Source organism: Pseudoalteromonas sp. T1lg122 (assembly GCF_002964825.1).
Taxonomy (GTDB): Bacteria; Pseudomonadota; Gammaproteobacteria; order Enterobacterales; family Alteromonadaceae; genus Pseudoalteromonas; species Pseudoalteromonas gelatinilytica.
This window is the reverse complement of the sequence record NZ_PQCG01000001.1, coordinates 478,969-498,743: the sequence shown is the minus strand read 5'-3', so window position 1 is coordinate 498,743 and position 19,775 is coordinate 478,969. Positions and strand designations below refer to the sequence as shown.

General features: G+C 39.7%; 13 protein-coding genes. 11 read left to right on the top strand and 2 right to left on the bottom strand.

What is annotated here, in order from left to right:
- Positions 1-187: 187 nt before the first annotated feature.
- The 4 genes from C2M33_RS02345 (at position 188) to C2M33_RS02330 (ending at position 3,474) form a co-directional block, all read left to right on the top strand.
- Positions 188-742, top strand: coding sequence for an isochorismatase family protein (locus C2M33_RS02345; protein WP_105173594.1), 555 nt, complete (start codon positions 188-190; stop codon positions 740-742).
- Positions 743-818: 76 nt separating this feature from the next.
- Positions 819-2,285: a methyl-accepting chemotaxis protein gene (locus C2M33_RS02340; protein WP_105173593.1), complete on the top strand. Its 1,467-nt coding sequence runs from the start codon at positions 819-821 to the stop codon at positions 2,283-2,285.
- A 7-nt stretch (positions 2,286-2,292) separates the two neighbouring features.
- Entirely contained in the window at positions 2,293-2,784 is a 492-nt protein-coding gene (locus tag C2M33_RS02335) for a DUF6436 domain-containing protein (RefSeq protein ID WP_233999074.1), read from the top strand.
- Between the two features lie 30 nt (positions 2,785-2,814).
- Positions 2,815-3,474, top strand: a complete 660-nt coding sequence (locus C2M33_RS02330) for a hypothetical protein (RefSeq protein ID WP_105173591.1) — start codon at positions 2,815-2,817, stop codon at positions 3,472-3,474.
- 85 nt (positions 3,475-3,559) lie between these two features.
- Here C2M33_RS02330 and C2M33_RS02325 read toward each other — a convergent pair whose 3' ends face one another.
- On the bottom strand, positions 3,560-5,830 hold the full coding sequence (locus tag C2M33_RS02325) for a CHRD domain-containing protein (protein ID WP_105173590.1): 2,271 nt from the start codon (positions 5,828-5,830) through the stop codon (positions 3,560-3,562).
- Between the two features lie 305 nt (positions 5,831-6,135).
- Between C2M33_RS02325 and C2M33_RS02320 the strand changes: the two genes are divergently transcribed.
- Positions 6,136-7,422: a SpvB/TcaC N-terminal domain-containing protein gene (locus C2M33_RS02320; RefSeq protein ID WP_105173589.1), complete on the top strand. Its 1,287-nt coding sequence runs from the start codon at positions 6,136-6,138 to the stop codon at positions 7,420-7,422.
- Positions 7,395-13,544, top strand: coding sequence for an RHS repeat-associated core domain-containing protein (locus C2M33_RS02315; RefSeq protein WP_105173588.1), 6,150 nt, complete (start codon positions 7,395-7,397; stop codon positions 13,542-13,544). The genes C2M33_RS02320 and C2M33_RS02315 overlap by 28 nt, the downstream gene beginning before the upstream one ends.
- Before the next feature lie 619 nt (positions 13,545-14,163).
- Here the strand turns inward: C2M33_RS02315 and C2M33_RS02305 are convergent.
- Positions 14,164-15,024 carry a hypothetical protein gene (locus C2M33_RS02305; RefSeq protein WP_158685550.1) on the bottom strand — a complete coding sequence of 287 codons (861 nt, stop codon included), beginning with the start codon at positions 15,022-15,024 and terminating at the stop codon, positions 14,164-14,166.
- Between the two features lie 294 nt (positions 15,025-15,318).
- On the opposite strand from C2M33_RS02305, the gene C2M33_RS02300 reads away from it, so the two are divergent.
- The 5 genes from C2M33_RS02300 to C2M33_RS02280 all read left to right on the top strand — a co-directional run bounded on the left by C2M33_RS02300 (position 15,319) and on the right by C2M33_RS02280 (position 19,549).
- Entirely contained in the window at positions 15,319-15,615 is a 297-nt protein-coding gene (locus C2M33_RS02300; protein WP_105173585.1) for a hypothetical protein, read from the top strand.
- 231 nt (positions 15,616-15,846) lie between these two features.
- The gene (istA, locus tag C2M33_RS02295; RefSeq protein WP_105173584.1) at positions 15,847-17,382 is read left to right on the top strand and encodes an IS21 family transposase; all 1,536 of its coding nucleotides are present in this window, start codon (positions 15,847-15,849) and stop codon (positions 17,380-17,382) included.
- Between the two features lies 1 nt (position 17,383).
- Positions 17,384-18,139 (top strand): IS21-like element helper ATPase IstB, encoded by a 756-nt coding sequence (istB, locus tag C2M33_RS02290; RefSeq protein WP_105173583.1) that lies wholly within the window; start codon positions 17,384-17,386, stop codon positions 18,137-18,139.
- Positions 18,136-18,615: a hypothetical protein gene (locus C2M33_RS02285; RefSeq protein ID WP_105173582.1), complete on the top strand. Its 480-nt coding sequence runs from the start codon at positions 18,136-18,138 to the stop codon at positions 18,613-18,615. The genes istB and C2M33_RS02285 overlap by 4 nt, the downstream gene beginning before the upstream one ends.
- A complete protein-coding gene (locus tag C2M33_RS02280; RefSeq protein WP_105173581.1) occupies positions 18,602-19,549 on the top strand; it encodes a tyrosine-type recombinase/integrase in 948 nt (315 codons plus the stop codon). Before C2M33_RS02285 ends, C2M33_RS02280 begins: the two co-directional genes overlap by 14 nt.
- Positions 19,550-19,775 lie beyond the last annotated feature (226 nt).

Sequence of the window (19,775 nt, the reverse complement as noted above, 5' to 3'; positions counted from 1 at the left end):
AAGAAAAAGTTTAGGCACTGACTGATTAACCCTAAATTATTATTTGCGCATAATTTTTAACAAAATATAGCACAATTATGACCGTAATTAATGGTTCTGAAAAGAAAAAATAGTAATAAGGTCTACTTGTTGCTGAAACTGAAACCTATGCTATAACTAGTTCAATTATCAGCAGTTTGAGAACGTGATGCGCCATTCATTTATAAGCCAAAAAAGTAATGCATTGTTATTGATTATTGACCTTCAGGCAGGGCTTGAACCGGTAATTAACGACTTTGGCTTAGCTGTTAATCAGACCGAAAAGTTAATAAAAGCAGCTAAAGCTTTAGATATTCCCTATTTATTTACCGAACAAAACCCAACCAAGTTAGGTAAAAGTAGTGAACAACTTTTACCCTTTATAAATAGCAATAACTGTTATCACAAAATGCATTTTAGCGCGTGCCAAGAGGCGCAATTTAACCGTCAATTGGCTGACTTTAACCGTCAGCAAATAGTAGTAACGGGTACAGAATCGCATGTGTGTGTTCTGCAAACCTGCTTAGACTTAATTGCCAATGGCTATCAGGTGTTTGTGGTTGAAGATGCCATTGCATCTCGTAACGAAAAACATAAAGAATTGGCTGTTAAGCAGCTATCGGCAGCAGGTGCTATTATTACTTGTACAGAAAGCGTGATATTTCAATGGCTGGAAAAAGCAGGGACAGAACAATTTAGAGCATTATTGCAATTAATAAAGTGAACCATGATGCGCATCAAACCGTATTAGCTCGATTAATTGTATTTTTGTAAATTATTTAATAATTAAGGCTTTATCTATGACGAGTGTACGCCGCCTTTTTACTTATTTGTTCCTTTTATTGTTTGTTGAGTCTTTGGTTTTAGGCTTTATCTATTCGACCTTATTAACGGGGGTAATAACCGGTTTATTACTGCTGTCTTTACCGCTTTGGATGCTCAATCAATACCCAACGAGCAAATTAACAGCCCATGTTGTTGCTGCCGGTTGCATGATGTTTTCGTTTTTACACATCCAACAAAGCTACGGGCTTATTGAAGTTCATTTTGAAATATTTATTTTAATGGCCGTATTGATCATGTTTGTTGAATGGCGCGTGTTTATTACTGCACTTGCTTTTGTGGCCGTACACCATTTGAGTTTTTACTTTTTACAGATAAACGAAGTAGGCTTATATGTTTTTGACCCAGACCGATTGTATTTTAGCACCGTACTTATTCATGCTGTGTACGCCATTGTTGAAGCAATTGTAGCGGGTTACATTGCTAAAACCCTTCATCGTGAACGTAGTTCTGGCTTATCGTTAAGCACAACGACAGAGCAAATAATGGCCGACGAAAACAGCATTAACATAAGTTTAAGAGCGGATGACAGAAACAGTGAAGCCGTAGCGGGTTTTAACCGCTTACTAGGTTTTGTATCGAGCGTGATTGGTGATGTTCAAAGCCAAAGTAGTGTTTTAAAAAATCAGTCTAAACAATTACTTGAAGTACACGACGAATTGCATGAGCAAGCACTTCATCGTGAGCAGTTATCTGCAGATATCGCGCAGTCAGGTGAACGAGTCGCCGAAGGCTTCGCTCATGTGGAACAAGAGAGTAATGAACTGCAAACACAATTTGAGCAGCTCCATTTAAGTGCCACAGAGGCATTAAATGAGGTGGCGAATACAGACAGCAAAACAGCTGAGCTTGCTAATAATCTTCAAGAGGCTGACCAAAATATTAGCCAACTTGTAAGTGCATGTTCGCATATCTCAGAATTACTCAATGAAATTTCGTCAATTGCTGAGCAAACGAATTTACTTGCGTTAAACGCTGCAATTGAAGCTGCGCGTGCTGGTGAACAAGGTCGCGGTTTTGCGGTGGTAGCTGATGAAGTGAGAAACTTGGCAACGCGCAGTAAACACACGACAGATAAAATAACCAATACGCTTGAAAGCTTGATGCAAAACAGCGCCTCATCAACCAAGTCGATGCAGGGTAGTGTTGCGCTTATAGAGCAGTTGTCGGCGATTAGTTCGCAGATGAAGCTGCAAATTACCGAAATGACAGAGCAGGTGAATGTTGCCGCAAGCAGTTCACAATCGGTTGCACATGTAGTGCAAAATCAAGCGGGCAATACACGTGCTATTGCCGAGAATTCACAAGCCTTAATTGCTAATCAAGCCAACGACAACCTGATGATTGAAAAACTCACCGATCGCGTGCAGTTAATTGATGTAAGTATCGATGTGCTGGAGCAAGGTATTGCTAAATTCAAATAGCAAATGGGTGATAGTAGCAACTCTGGTTTGGGTTGCCTCTGTAGTATTGGCCTTGGTGTTTGCTTATTCTCAACAAGCAAGCACCTTTGATCCAGATAAAAAGTTAGCCGCAGCTAATTGGCTGCCTACTTTTCAACAAAGTATGGAGCTTGGCATCAACAATATCGATACCCTGTACATTATTGATGAAAACACCTGTGTATGCTCAGCACGCTCACAACCGCACATATCAAGCCTTAGCAGCTATGCTGCAGAACAAGGTGTTGAAGTGATAAAACTTAAACCAAAATCGGCGGTTGCTGCAATATTACCCGCTCAACCTGCGGCAGTACTTGTTTCAGAAAATCAACAGCTTGTGTATGCAGGGCCATTATCAAAAGGACTCGCATGTTCAAGTCAGAATGGCTTTGTTGAGTTAGTAATTGCAAACTTACGTGCGGGTTTTAATAGCCAGTTTATTAACTCTGATGCTGAGGGATGTTATTGTGAGATTCATTGAACTCTTAAAAAAGCAGCGTTAAAAATAAACATGAAATTAAAAGAATTTGAGCTGTGGGCCTTTAAACAAGAGCTAGCCGAATGTAGAAAATTTACCTTATTTTCTCGAAGTGTATACGCCCATTATGAACGGTATTTTTGTCAGATAGAGACTAACGGAATTTACCGAGTAATTATTAAGTTAAGTGAATCGGATAAACGTGATGGGACCACAGAGTTAAGTAGTTCTGTGCTTAACTTTTATCAAACCTTTGATTTTATAGCATTTAATAGATTGGCTGAGAATGAAAAGAAACTATGCCTATTAGATACGTTGCAGCAAGCATTAGTTAAATTAACAGTAATGTATGAATGGCCAATAGAGCCGTTCAATCAAGCATATGCAGCGGTTTTGAGAGATAGTTTTGTTAACCATTATACCTTTCGAAAAAAGCATAACCGTAACAGAAAACTTATTGCAGAATTAGAGTGCCATCACGAATCGATGAGCTTTGATTGTTTTGTAAAAATTAAAAATAAAATCGGGGAAGTGCTGTTTTCAAAACGTTTATTTAGTGCTGAGCCTGATGAGTTTCTGTTTAATGGCTTACTGGGCGGTATTAGATGGATTGATAATGAGACACTTGCAGTTTTGAATAAAGATAAGAGTGAATCAGAGCGGATTAGAGTGCCAAATATCATGAGCCAATAAAGTTAATGGTAGAACTTTTATGACGTAATATTCTTTTGCTCAGTCATAAAAGAGGCCAAAAATATTGGCCTCTGACTCTATAAAATTATTGAATTTGGCCTCGTATCTCACCGCTTGGGTTTGCAGGCGTATGAATGTTTACATAATGACCGCCTGAAGCTAAAACTGAAAAGATATCGGCGTCTATCATTAATCCTGTGCTGCTCATCCAGCGATTCATATCATCACTGTCTTGTACAAGAGGAGCTAACACAGGGCCATTTTCACCGGCTACACCGGTATGAATGTGTGCAGCACTTGCATCGCTTACACCCGATGTTAATACTTGCAGCTCAACACTGTAATCATTGGTATTCACTAGCGCATAACCATCACCAGATGCATCCGTTGTAACTGCGGGCACTTCTTGTTCACCAGAAAGCGGGAAGGTGACAAACACATAGTTATCGGTAAGGATTTGACCGCGTAGTTCACCACTTGGGTTAGCTGGAGTATGCACATTAACGTAGTGACCACCTGATGCGAGTACTGCAAAAATATCTGCATTGATCATGGTGTTTTCAGGTGTTTGCCATAGGTTCATGTTATCGCTTGATTGCTCTAACGCAGCAAGTACGTCGCCATTGGTGCCTATACGACCTGTATGAATGTGAGCTGCAGTGGCGTCACTCACACCTTCGGTTAACGCTCTTAATTCTAGATGGTAATTATCCATGTTAACTAATGCATAACCACTACCTGATGCCATCGTATCAACAGCTGGCACTTCTTGCATACCACTAAGCGGGAAAGTAACGAGCTGATAGTTGTCAGTTAGGATCTGACCTCTAATTTCGCCACCCGTGTTAGCAGGCGTATGTACGTTAACGTAATGACCTCCTGATGCAAGTACCTCAAATATCTCTGCGTTGATCATGGTATTTGCTGGTGTCATCCACATGCCTGCGTCAGTTGTTGACTGCTCAAGTGCAACGAGTACGTCGCCATTCGTGCCAACTCGGCCAGTGTGAATGTGTGCACCTGTTGCATCATCAACACCCATTGTGTTTACTAATAGCTCTAAAGCATAGTTATCCATGTTGATTAATGCATAGCCTTCACCGCTTGCATCAGTTTCGAGTGCAGGAACTTCTTGCTCACCGCTTAGTTTAAAACTCGTAAAACCATAGTTACTGGTTAGGATTTGCCCACGAAGCTCGCCGCCAGCATTAGCAGGTGTATGAACATTCACATAGTGACCGCCAGAAGCCAGCACTGCAAAAATATCTGCATTGATTTGCGTGTTGCTTGGTGTCATCCAGACGTTACTGTCGTCCATTGATTGTTCAAGAGCTACTAATACATCGCCATTAGTACCGATACGACCTGTATGAATATGCGCAGCACTTGCATCGTCTAAGCCTGACGTGACAACAGTAAGCTCTACACTGTAGTCTGTTGTATCAACAAGGGCATAACCATCACCATCAGCCATGGTGCTGACCATAGGCACTTCTTGTGCACCACTCAAGTCAAAGGTCGCAACTGCATAGTTGTCTGTTAAGATTTGGCCGCGAATTTCGCCACCGGCAAATTCTGGTGTGTGAACGTTAACATAGTGACCGCCGTCTAAAAGTACTGCCAGAGTGTCGCTGTCTATCATGGTATCTTCAGGTACAACCCAGTCAGTCATGATTTCGTCGTCTTGCTCTAAAGTCACAAATACATCACCATTTGAACCTAATTTTCCTGTATGGATGTGAGCTGCTGTAGCGTCATCAACACCCATAGTCACCGCACGAAGTCGTAATTCTGTCGTGGCGCTATCATAAGATGCATAGCCGTAACCCATTGCGTCACTGTCGTTCATAGGCACTTGCTGATCGCCATTTAAAACAAACGAGATGATGCTGGTTGTATCAGGCACAATTTGCGCACGAAGTTCGCCGTTTGCATATTGTTCGGTATGAAGGTTAATGTACCAATCGCCATCCATTAAATCAGCGATCAAGCTTTCATCAAGGTCGGTAATTGCGACTTCATACATACCATCGGTAGTGGCTTCAAATGCAAAAGCAACATCACCATTAGCGCCTAAATCACCGTCGTGTATGTGTGCTGCGCTAAAACCTTCGACTGAGCTTGCATCTAGTGTTGCACGAAATTGCATTAAACTTTCGTCAAGCTCTACCGTTGCAGTCGCTGTTTGCATTGAGTCATTCATTGGCACTTCTTGTTTGCCACTTAAAGTTACAGAATAGGTTTTACTTGGAGTGAATTCTGGAGCTGGGGGAGGGGTGACTACTTCGTTGTCGTCATCATCATCGCTACACGCGGTGAGAAAAAGTAAGCTGCTTACCAGGAGTATATATTTCATCGTTCTTCCTTATATCTTTGTATGTTCGGACGTTACGACGTGTCCATTTCAATAAGGCTTACGGCTGGTGTATAAAAAGCGATCACAAAAGGTTATTCAAAAGTTAAAATCTGGTTCTTTAGTATTGATATTTATTTATTCTGAGAAGTATGCGTATCAATAACTATTAATTCAAACCATTATTTAGATGCTATTAAAAGTTAATTTTTGTTTAGCTAAATTCTTGTGTGTTGACATAATGGCAACAAATATGTTTAATATTTACCTTGAAGTGGAACAATAATAACATATAAAGGATTACGCTTGTGTCAAGTAAAATTACTTTTTTCCTCATATCATTGACTCTTTTTTTTACATGTTTGGCAAACTCAGCTCCAACAGGTAATTTAAATCCCCCAACTAATGTTACAGCGACAGTTGTTGGGAATTCTATCCAGTTAACTTGGGAATATGGATTTAACGATGACGACGATATATTTTCGTCTCAAAGCTCTTCAGTTTATCGGGCAAGCTCAATTTCTTTTCCCGGACCTACATTATCTAATGTAAAATTTGAAATTGGAGTATCAGTTCCAAATACCTCATTTTATACGACATTAGAAACTTCCTGGGCCGAATCCCCATATAGTTATTCAATACAGGGTACTGGACCATTCAAGTTTAGAATCAGAGCTGTAAATTTAGACTCATCAACAGATTCTTATCAATATAGTAATTATGTAGAAACTCAATCTATAGCAATTCTAAATAAGGTTACTATTTCCCCAAGTGCTGGAGTTATTGATTCAGCGCAGAAAATTACTTTATCAAGTGCTGATAATGCATCAATTAAATATAAGCTTGTTGCTATAAACAGCACATGTTCAGATAGTGGTTGGTCTAACTATAATAGCTCTTTTTTATTGCCATCTTCTAAGCGTGTTTGCGCTAAAGCCACAAAATATGGTCAAATTGACAGTCAAATCAGCTTTGCTGATTATAATTTAAGACTAAATTCTCCAACGATAACTCCTGTTTCATCATCAATTACTCCTGACACACTTATTACATTATCGTCATCTCAAGGTGCAGCCCTTAAATATAAATTAGTTCCTAAAAATCAGAGTTGTAGTGACTCTAGTTGGCAGTCATATACTACAAGTTTCTCCATTTCAGCTGCTAAACGAGTCTGCGCAAAAGCTACTAAATCAGGATGGGCTGATAGCCAAATAATATTTCGTGACTTTAATATACTCGATTCATCAACATTTGGTTCGCAAACTACTGTCGCGCCTTCAGATGGTTCATTTAGCCAAATTCCAGAGCTATATGTTGAATCTATAGGGGCTATAAATGGTAACGCAAGTGTTCAAGGTGGTGCAGCTAGTTATACAATGCCTATAAATTTACCGCCAAGTAGGGCAGGTTTTCAGCCTTCAGTATCACTTAATTACTCCTCAAGGAGCGGAAATGGTATCGCTGGCGTAGGTTGGTCATTATCTGCTGGTTCAAGTATTTCTCGCTGTTCAGCTACTTATGCACAAGATGGTTTGCACAGAGCCCTCAATATAATAACAAAGACCGTTTGTGTATTAATGGGCAGCGACTCATAGCAATATCAGGTGTTTACGGCAATTCAGGTACCGTTTATCGAACAGAAATTGATAGCTTCACCCGAGTAACACAAAACGGCTCATTAAATGGTAGTTCTACATGGTTTAAAGTAGAGGATAAAAGCGGGTCTGTTGCTTATTACGGAAAAACCGCGAACTCTCGACTAATCCACACTGGTAAATCTGCTAGCTACTCATGGTTAGTTGATTATCAGCATGATTCTACCAATAAAAACTTCATTAATTACGAGTATATCGCTGAGTCTGCTGGCGAAAAACTCTTACAGGCAATTTATTACACAGTGAATAGTGCAACTTCTACAAATGGGCAGTCAGTAGAGTTCGAATATGAAGATAAAAATATATTCTACTCAAGTTTTGCAGCTGGAGGTGAGTCTAGAACTACGCAAAGGTTAAAAAGTATTACAGTTAATAGTTTCGGCAATGAGATAAGGAAGTATTCTTTAGCTTATAAAACGAGTACTGCATCGGGTCGAGGATTATTACAGAGTGTTCAGCTTTGCGAAAATGGTTCTAACTGTTTTGAGCCAACTCTTTTTGATTGGCATGATTCAGAGCAGTCATATGTTGTTGAGCCAATGGGTGAAAATGGCAATATGCTCTATTCAAACATAAGTAGTTTAAGTGCAGTCTTACCACGTGGTGATATTAATGGTGATGGTGTCCGTGATTGGCAAGGATACTATGTTAATGCCGAAGGTGAATTCACTCAAAATAATATTCAGTTTGAAAATTGTACTAAGAACCCATTTACCCTTCAATCAGAGTGTCACGATGGTGATTTTGATTTGGATGGTCGAAGTGATGAATGGTTTATTAATTCTGGTGTCTTAAAAATCAAACTAAGTAGTAGTGGGAGTACAATAAATGCTGGTATATCTATGCCGGTTTCTACTTATTTTGGTTTAAGAGATAGTCATATTCGCTCAATAGCGGATTTCAATAATGATGGTTGGCCAGATGTGGTTGTGTTCAAGCCCGGTGCAACACCCAAAGTTGAAATATATTTAAATGTTAAAAGTAAAACAAGGCCGTTTTCAACAGTTTATAAAACCTTCAATTTAACTAAATACAGTGCAGGCTCATCTAAATACACATTGTCAACAGATATAAACTCTGTAGGCGATTTGACTGGTGATGGAACTATTGACTTTATCAAAGTTAAAACGGGTGCCGGAAATAGAATTTCATTTTTGCAACCAATACCTACAGAGCTTTATTTGGGTGATGATAATTATAGTAATGTACATTCGAGCCCATTTGATGTGAGTGAAGACCCTTTAGCTCCAGGGTTAAGTTATCTTATGGATATCAATGGTGATGGTTTATCTGATTGGCTTGGTTTAGAGTACCAAGGTAGCTCTAAATACCTAACGTACCGTCTTAATGAAGGTAATCTAGCTTTTGCTTCTGAAGTATTATTAGATAGTGGCCTAGTAGCAACAAAGCCAGAGTATATCTACCACTCTTCATCTGAGCAAGACTTGAGAACAGTACCAAAGTACTTAGGCGCATTTAAAATTGAAGATATCAATAATGATGGCAAAGCTGAATTGTTAATGCCTGATAGTATAATTTATGAAGGATGTGCTCTGATCCCCAGTGCAAGACCAAGTCATCATGTTAGTAAAAAATGTGGAAACCAACTTTATGGATTTACTTATACAACAGAAGCTTTAAATTCAAAACAGTCAATTAACTCTTCTACTGCGGATAAAAGTATTTATCAATTTAGTGCTATTCATTTTACGCAATCTAAGTCAGGTACTATATCAGCAACGAAAAAACTAACCCCAATTATTGGTAGTGCTTATGACTCAGCATTTGTAGACGCATTTGGTACTGGGCTAAGAAGTTTTGTATTTAATCACAAGTTAGATGAAGGGTATTCGTTTAATGGGTCGGCAAGTGGTGAATTTTCAGGTTATGAAGACGACTACGGCATATATATCAATAGGAATTACGGGGCAGGCTCTGGAAATGATGGAAGTGATTATTCGCCTGTTGATATTATTAAGAGTACAGAAAATGGCTTAGGCGTAAAAAGCGAGTGGTATTTGAGGCCGCTTACCAGTAACAGTCTCAACTATGACAGGCTAGAATCAGAAGTTGTTAATGGAAATGACTATTTCAACTTTGCATCATCAATGTATGTCGTTGCTAATTTCAAGCAAAGTAATGGCTTAGGTGGTTTTAATGAGTCTAAATATAACTACCTCGGTGCAGTGTATAATGGTCAAGGCCGTGGCTTTATGGGGTTCAAGTCAATCATTGTAGAAGATGTTACGAAAGGTATTGTGACACAATCTGACTTTGAGCAAGTTTTCCCTTATCAAGGAAAGTTAACACGACAAGCTACATTCGCTAAAGAGAACTATGGTAGTCATAACTTATTAAATGCTGAAAGTTCAGAAACGCAGGCGTTAAGTTTTAAAGAAATTGAATGGCTAGATAATCCAAATCATTCAATTGCTGGAGTATACAGTATTTACCCTAAAACAACAAAAATAATAACTAGACTACCTTCCACAAGTGAGAGTAGTAGTAACTCTTATTCTAAAACGAAAGTGTCTACTCAAACTGTTACAGTTAATAGCATTGATAAATATGGCAATGTAAAAGAGAAAGTCACACAACTAACAGACGGTTGGGGTGTTAACAAAACAACCGAAGTGATGAGTTACAATTACGATGAAAACACATGGTTCCTAGATAAGCTAACTTCAAAGACACTTACTAAACATGCGCTGACAAGCCGAAATTCGCAAGACCCAATTACGTCAACAACAGAGTTAGATCCTACGGCTAAAGTTGTTACTAACCTTACGAATTATCATGCAAACAGAAAGCCTAGAAATATAACGGTTAGTGGTTTTCATGGTACTTCAACGTCAGGAAAGGGCACGACAACTGTAACTACATACAATGATTATGGTTTGCCAACGCAAGTGAGCGCTACTGCTCAAGTACGAGATAGTAGTGGTTCGTGGGTAAATCAAACCAGAACAACTAAAACGGCTTATTCAAAAGACGGCAATACAATTGCAGTTGATGGTTACTTCCCGTACGAGCTAAAAAACGCTAAAAATCACTTGAGTTACACCCATGTTAATCCTGCTACAGGCAAGGTGACAAAAACACGACAACAACTTAGCGGCTCCTCATATTTAACGACAGTCTATACGTATGACGATTATAGTAGACCATTTAGTAGTAAAACAGACGGACAACCAATAGTATACACTGCCGTTCAATTTCCAGATGCTCAGGCCCCTACTAACGCAGTTTTACAAGTTGTTTCAGTGAGTGCAGGCCAACCAACCCAGAAGGTTTACCAAGATAAGCTAGGGCGAGTGCTACGTACAGCAGTCGAAGACTTTAATGGTGATTGGGTCTTTACAGATGTAGAGTATAACGATTTAGGTTATAAAATATTCGAATCAATACCTTACAAAGAAGGTAGTACTGCATATGGCGTAAGTTATACAGGTTACGATATTCTTGGTCGTTTAACTGAAAAAGTGACCAACCAGCATTGTGGTGATATGAAAACGACCTATGCATATGCTGGATTGAGAACGGATATAACTGCATCTGAAGATTGTGAAGGTAAGACGATTGACATGTCTCGTACTTACAATAGCCTTAAGCAATTAATGGAAACGGTAGACGCTAATAACGGCATTACACGTTATAGCTATAATGGCCAAGGCTTACCTGCTGTTATTCAAGATGCTAATAGCAATAAAATCATTGCTAAGTACAATGCTTTGGGGCGTAAAACACAAGTTAATGACCCTAACCAAGGTGTGACCAATTTTGAGTACAATGGCTTTGGTGAGTTGCAAAAAGAGTCACGTGTTGGGAGTAAAACACTTACGTATATTACTGATGTGCTTGGCCGTGTGACACGTCGCACAGCAACAGGTGAAAATACTTTAAATTATACCTACGATGGAGCAACTTATGGCCTTGGGCAATTAAACCAAGCAACAGGCAATGGAGTTACAAAATCATTCAGCTTTGACAGCATTGGTAGAGCAACTACACAAACTATTGCTGGTAGTGGTAAAACATACAAAACAACCACGTTTTATGATGCCAACTACGGGCGAGTTAAGGGGTTACGCTATCCAAATAATTTAACTATTAGCTACGATTATACGAACAGTGGTTACTTGCAAAGTATCAAAAATACGGCAAGTGGATATATTTACAAAACAGTGACTGACCAAGATGCGTTTGGCAATATCACTGCTGCTGATTTAGGTAACGGTACGTCAGAAACGTCTACATTCAGTAGTCGAAATGGCCAAATGCTGTTAAAAGCGGTCGCAAAAGGCAGTAACAAGCTGATGAATATCAGTTATCAAGGTTATGATGGCTTTGGTAATTTAACTCAAGTGGATGTCACCACAGGTAATATAGGGATTGATGAGCATAAATTTATCGAAACCTATGAGTACGATAACTTACATCGCCTAGAACGCAATTATGTGGATGGCTATGAAGTTACTAGTTACAGTTATGATGCGGTCGGTAACTTGTTATCAAAATCAGACTACGCAACCCAATACGACTACACAACGGGTGCAACAGGTGGTCCAAATGCAGTTAAACGTGTTTATCGTAATGGCTGGAAATCAATTGGTTATGATGCTCGTGGTAACATGACGAGCGGTGATGGTTTAACCAGTGCAATTTATAATGCAATGGACAAGCCTACGCAAATCAAAAAAGCGGGTAAAACGATTGATTTTACTTATGGCCCGCAGCATATGCGTTTTAAGCAAGTGAATGGCAGCGTAACCACCTTCTACAGTGACAAATTGTATGAAGAAGAAGTCAACGGTAGTAAAACTACATGGCGTGCTTATGTCGACGACATTGCAGTTATAAGCCAAACAACTAATGAAAGCGCCACAATCCGTTATACACATAAAGACCGCTTGGGTAGTGCCCGTATATTTACAGATAAAAATGGTTATGTAACGGCCCAGCGTAATTTTGACCCATTCGGTAAACCACGTTTGGCAAGCGGTAGTTTAATGCCATACGGTAATTCAAAACTAAATGACTTAGATAAAGCCAAAACACACCGTGGCTTTACGGACCATGAACACTTGGATGATGTAGAGTTAATTCATATGAACGGTCGGGTGTACGATTATAACCTTGGGCGTTTTATGTCTGTAGACCCCGTTATTCAAAGCCCAACGAATAGCCAAAGTATTAACCCTTATTCGTACATAATGAATAATCCGTTAGCGGGTATAGACCCTACGGGATATAAGTCTGAGACAATAGAATATGATCCAGAGAAACACAAAGTTTTACAAGATGAAAAAGGAAATCTTTATTTAGACGATGGGGGGGATTCTGTTCTAAAAGTTGAGTCGACTAAATCTACAACCAGCAATGGCGTCACTGTAACGCAAAACTTTGGTAATAATGGATTATCTAGTGCCTCCATTTCAAAAGGTGGTGCGTCATTTAGCATTACAGATATAGGTAGCCCTAGTCAGCAAGCCACTTTAACTGTAAATAATAGCTCATCAAATTTTAATTTTACTCAACCTTCAAAAGGCGATCACATAGCTCAGAAAGATGAAAATATTATGTCTAGCATTCTAGACTTTTTTGATGGAGGGAAAAAAGGAGATTGGTTTTATTTACCTGGGCATGATGTGTCTAAACGTTTTAGTGAACATGAAGCTTTAAAGCCTTATATTGAAGCATATGAAGCTGGAGGGGAGTGGGCCGCTAATAGTAATGAAGACATCCTTATACAGAACTTTAGGCGCCAACATACTACATATGCTAAGGATTTTGCTAAAGATGTTGTTACTCTTCTTGGAGCTTTAGGTGAAGGAAGAGGTAAAGGCGATTATGGTACCAATTCTTATGGGTCATTTAGTTTACGTGGACAGATAAAGTTTGATAAAAAAATGAATGTAAAATTGTTTTCTGCTGAGATTTATAATAGATGGAGTATAGGATCTTTAACTAGAAACCCTTTTACTCGTAAGCCTCTCTTCAGTCAAGGAATGAACTCAGTTGATATGTACGTTCAAATAAGTATGAATGAAAAATTGAGGTAGCATTATGTATTATTTGATATTGGGAGTGATATTATCTTTACCACTTTTATTCTTGTTAATTAGAAGGTTTTGGAAGTCATATTTTTATGTAACTGCACTATCAATTCCCGCATTTACAGCATTGATTGTTTGGGATGTATCAAATGAAGTTAATCCTGATTTTGATGCTGTTTTTATGTTTAATTTGTTGTTGTCAAATTTTTTCCTTAATATTTACTCTGTTGTTGTTTTGGGAATACTAAGTTTATGTTATCGGCTGTTTATAAAAATTAAAAGTCGTCGCAATGATGTAGGGGGAAATGAATTATAGGGAAATAATGGGAGGTATTGTTTCCTGCTTTTTATAGCTTTAGTAATTAAGTATTAAATATGAAAGTAGCTGAGTCCTGTCTTGCCTTTTGCCTGTTTATTGAGGAACAAAAAGCTATCAAATGTGCAGCCAATCCCAGTAGAACTGCGCACTTGCTAGCAGCAGACTGTGCAATCTGTGTCAGTGCCACCATGTAGTGGCGCTGGCTCAAATAGCTAGCTCTGCTGTTTTAAAGTGACACAGTTTACTGAATTTACATGAACACGGTACTTGTTTTATTTGCCCTTAATAAAGGGGATTCTGTGGCGGTTATTTGCAATAAATGAGTCGATACAGAATTTGTTGTTTGAGTGTTTTTAAGCTCGTTGGTGGAGTCGGTTGAAATAAAAGGTTCATAAGCTCAACGATTTCTGAATGGCAAATGAAGTTATAAAAACGATTCATCCCATCAAAAGAATTAGCTACCAGCCCAATTTTAATCGCTCGATCACATAGTTTTTTATACAAACCAAGCGTTGGGTGTAGGGTCAAACAGTTGCCAGATATTAGCCTCATAGGGAGGCTAAAGTCCGTGTAGCCGTTATTTTCATTAGGTATTAAAATGCGATAGCGCATCACAGGCATGCGCGAGTACAGCGGACTAAATACCTCATTTACATACACATAGAAATCATCAGTAACCGATGAAAATGGGGTGACGATAGCCATTTTTAATAAATGCTGAATAGCACATAGTTGGTTGATGTCAATTTGATTATAGCCTACCGTCTTTTTCTCTAGGCAAAATGCTAACCAGCATGTTAACGCATGAATATCATGACTATGAGTTAACTTTTGCTTTGCTTTTTGAGTCAGTTTTGTTTTTCTAATGAGCTGGCCGTGACTATTTTCTTTGAACAAAAGACAGGCGTAATTGTAGGGTAACTGCGATAAAACTTGATTTATAAACGTGTCTGTTGGTTGCTTGTTATCTAAAAGCTGCCAAAGCGGATGACAGAGTATCGCGAAAGAGCAGAAATCACCATTTATGCGTTTATCAATTTGATTAATGACGTCATATCGGATCACAGGCTCACCCGCTTCTTTTTTATTGAAAAACCGAGATGACTTATTTAACCAGTCATTATCTTTATTTCCCCATTCCTTCTCATTGAGTAACTTTCTTTTCATCTCATAAGCACTTTTTGCGTTGAGGTGTGCTTTTAAACAGGCACACCAATATCGCGTTGCTAACGATTTTGTTCGCCTCGATAGCGTTAAATAATGCTCAAAGGTGTACATCTAAAAATTTGGCAATTTGAATGCCAAACTCCAACCAAAAACACTAACGTATTGAAAATATGCATGTTAACTGTGTATAGCATCGTTTTACTCGTGCCTTTAATTACAAAAGAAAGCCTTATGTAAGTTTAGCAAAACTGCATATTCTTAATAAATCATATTAAGTCTTAATAGGTGACTACCATGCTGCCAATGAACAGCAAGGAGGAAAGATTGAACGCACTGGCTTTAGAGTTAGAACGCGAGCTTATGAAAAATTATGGCTCTCCATTACTTACAGGGGAGAAGCTATCTGAAGCGATGGGCTATCGCAGTATCCATTCGTTACGCAAACACATGTCACAACAATCCTTTCCTGTGGAGCTGTTTACGATTAAAGGCAGGAAGGGACGATTTGCGCTTGTGAAAGACATTGCTGTTTGGTTGGCTAGGCAGCGCATTGAAAACCAATACACACCGAAGGATAAGCCTATGGATTAAATTGCACACAGTTACTTAAGTACGATTACTCAGGCACAATTTAGTAAGGCTCAGAAAGTGAAAAAGCCAGCATAGCAGTGCTGACTTTTTCTGAAAATGTCGTTTGGTACTCTCGCCTTTCGACTCTTTTATTTAAGCTTTCCTTTGCCTATCTGTCAAGTTTCATCCAGTGATGAGATGCAGGTCGGCGTGTGCCTTGATTTCTTTAAAATTGAAATTAAGGAGGCGCGTATGAGCGCACAAATATTACGGCAACTTCTTCGTTTGCTATTCACCACGCATTATTCAAATCGTCGTATCGCAAAATTGGTGGGTGTCGCCCCCAATACAGTGCGACGGTATCGTAAGAAGCTGGGAAGAATAACGTTCACTCTTGAGCGAGTAAATGAATACAGTGACAGCCAACTTGTTCGGCTATTTTCAGAGCCAAAACAAGCAGACAGTAGCAAGCGGTTACCTGATTGGCATCATGTTCATCAACTGATGCAAACTAAACATCAAACCTTGATCCAACTTTGGGAAGAATACCGTAGTCTAAACCCCGATGATGCTTACAGTTACTCACAATTTACACATTACTATCGTGACTTTGTTGACTCAATTGATGTGACAATGCGCCAGTATTATTTACCTGGTGAAGTAACCTTTGTGGACTTTTCTGGTAAGCGCATTCCTTGGTATGACTCCGTTGCATGCAAACAGCATTATGCCGAAATATTTGTTGGTGTTACAGGCTATGCGCAATACGTGTTTGCCATTGCTGTGCGCTCACAAAAACTTGAAGACTGGTTGTCTGCTCATCAAGCTATGTTTGATTATTACGGTGGTGTGACTCAGCTTGTGGTGCCTGATAACTTAAAATCAGCGGTGACAAAGCCTGGCAAAACACCTGTTATTAATGCCAGTTACCAAGAAATGGCCGAGCATTACGATTTTGTTATTGAACCTGCTCGTGTACGCAGGCCACAAGATAAATCATTGGCTGAAATTGGTGTGTTGCTGGTCACTCGTTGGATAATCGTGGTATTGAGTCGGCGTCAGTTTTTTAGCATCGATGAAATTAACCGTGCTTTACGCGCTTTGCTTGAGCAATTAAATCAACGGCCTTTTAAGCGCTTTGAAGGTGATCGCTTACAACGATTCCAAGATCAAGAGCACCAAACTTTAAAACCACTGCCTCAACAACCCTTTGAAATTGGACGTTGGATACACCAGCAAAAAGTGAATCGAGACTATCACATTTATGTGCATGGACACGCGTATTCTGTGCCTTATGAACTAACCAGCCAAGCGGTGGATATCAAGGTTACAAACAACAAAGTTGAAGTGTACTTTCAGCATAAGTTAGTGGCTATGCATGTACGCAGTTTTGTGCAAGGTGGCGCGACAACTGAGCCGCAACACCGCCCTAAAAGTCACCGTGTGTATGCAGAGCAATCAAAGGCTCATTTTATTCAATGGGCAGAGCGCATCGGACAAAGTGCGCTTGCGCTGGTGATGGCGCAATTTGATAACTTGCCAGACTATTCAATGCAAGGGTGTAAAGCGTGCACCAACCTGCAAACACTGGCAAAGCAATACGGGGCAATACGATTTGAGAATGCTTGCCACTGTGCCTGTGACATAAAGTCGCGAACAGTGAGTAGTGTGCGCTCTATTTTGCAATGCCACCTTGATGAAGTACCAGAAGATGTACCCACGCAGCAATCTTTGCCGCTTCACCATAATGTTCGTGGTGCTGAGTATTACGTTAATGGAGGGCAGTAAAATGAGTAATGAACACAGTGTATTTGAGAACTTACAGGCACTACGTTTAATGGGTATGACGGGCGCTTTACAAAAGGTACTCGAAAGCCCTGATATGTTAGCTCTGCCGCTGCTTGATGTATTGGCCTTTTTAACCTGTGAAGAAATACAGTTTAAGTCCCAGAAAAAGCGTGAGCGTATGTTTAAAGCAGCCAAGTTAAAGCAAGGACAAGCTTGCATTGAGAATATGGACTACTTAGCAAAGCGTGGCATTGATAAAAGTCATTTTGTGAGTTTGGTGCAGTGTGACTGGGTGCAACGTAATCAATTTCTTATTATTACGGGGCCAACCGGTGTTGGTAAAAGTTGGATTGCCTGTGCGCTGGCGAATCAAGCCATTAAATTCAATATCCCTGTGCTGTATAAACGGTTTGCCTTGTTACTGGAAGAGCTAGACATTGCGCGTAGAGATGGTTCATTACCTAAGTTGCGCTCACAATTAGCCAAGTTTAAGTTATTAATTTTAGATGACTGGGCAATGGTGCCTCTGAATGAGCGCAATCGCCAAGACATTCTTGAATTGGTAGAAGAACGCATCGAATCCGGCTCTCTTTTGATCACCACTCAATTGCCAGTGAGTAAGTGGCATGAGTACATTGGTGAAATTACGATGGCGGATGCCATTATGGATAGGATTGTTCACCGTGCTCATCGTCTTGAGTTGCAAGGTGGCTCAATGCGTAAACGCTATAAAAACATCGAAGGAGACGCATCATGAATGAGATTGAGACAATTGATGAGTTCGAGCGGATGTTACAGCGCATCAATATTGATGAGGTATATATTAAACAACTGTTTGATATATACCATTCACGGCTTTTAAATGATGCTACTGCATGCAATAAGCTGGCACGTAGAGGCATTAGTCATGAAGCAATTAGTCAGTATCACCTTGGTTACTGCGACCGTAGTTTAAATCGTTACATTAAAACCAGTAGCACAGCAGAAGGTGCCAGTTTTCGTCACGTATTAAAATGTGCAGGGCTTATTACTGCCAACGGTCATGAGGTCTTCCGTGGTTGCATTGTTGAGCCTATTTATCATGAAGGGATGTTGCTGGCAGTGTGTGGTATTAAACTGATTTGCCCAAGTCGGCCAGCCCCTCGCATTATTCAGTGGTTTAATGGTGCGATGTACCCGAAGCCATTGGCGTTTCACCTGATGAAATGGGGAGCACGTTATGTCACTCATTAAACCAACAACGCAGGCACTAATACCATGTATTGATTATTACTGTGCGCTCTGCCGCGCAAAAGGTCAAAGCGAAAACACAGTAATTAGTAAGCAAGCTGCATTATCGTTGTTTAATACATGGGCAGTAAAGCACGGTGTTACAACAGTGGATAGAGTCAACACAGAACTTCTTGATAATTACCAGCAATACTTAAATCACTATCGTAAGCCATTAAACGGTGAGCCGTTATGCCGTGCCACCATTCGTTATCGGCTAACGGCTGTGAAAGTCATGATGCGCATATTGTTTATAAAAGGTGTGCTTGCAACAAATGCCACAGAGCATTTTGAATTACCTAAAAACGGCAGACGTTTACCTAAGCCAATTTTAAGTGAACCCGATGTAGATAAAGTGCTTCAACAAACCGAACATTATGGTGCAATGGGTGTGCGTGATAGAGCCATTATGGAAACGTATTACGCCGCTGGCATTCGGCGCTTTGAACTCCAGTCTTTACACATCGATGATGTGGATTTTGAGCAATACAAACTGAGGGTGAATCAAGGTAAAGGCTTTAAAGACCGCTATGTACCTATTGCGAAAAGCGCCTGTTTTTGGATTTATCGCTACCTCAAGGAAGTAAGAGGAACACTGGTGAATGAGCACTCAGGCAAAACGTTGTTTATTGCGAATAATGGCAAACCATTTCGGGTTGCACAGTTGTCAGAGCTGGTTGCTAAATACATTAAACGTGCGGGTGTACGTAAGCAAGGTGCATGCAATCAATATCGCCATGCAGCAGCAACACACATGGTTGATAATGGCGCGGATATTCGCCATGTACAGGCCTTTTTAGGTCATGCTGATTTATCAACTACACAAGTGTATGTGCATGTGAGCTTGGTCAAATTGCAAGAAGTGTATAATAACACTCACCCTGCGGCGCAGCGATGAGTTATGACCCAAGGACGGGATTTTCGAATATTTCGAAAGTTGACATATTTGCGAATATTTCGGATAATTACGTTGTGCTAAATTTTAATCAATCTCACTGATTAGGTTTGCACGTAATAAAGCTCAATTATTTACAATGACAAACAGACAAACAGACAAACAGACAAACAGACAAACAGACAAACAGACAAACAGACAAACAGACAAACAGACAAACAGACAAACA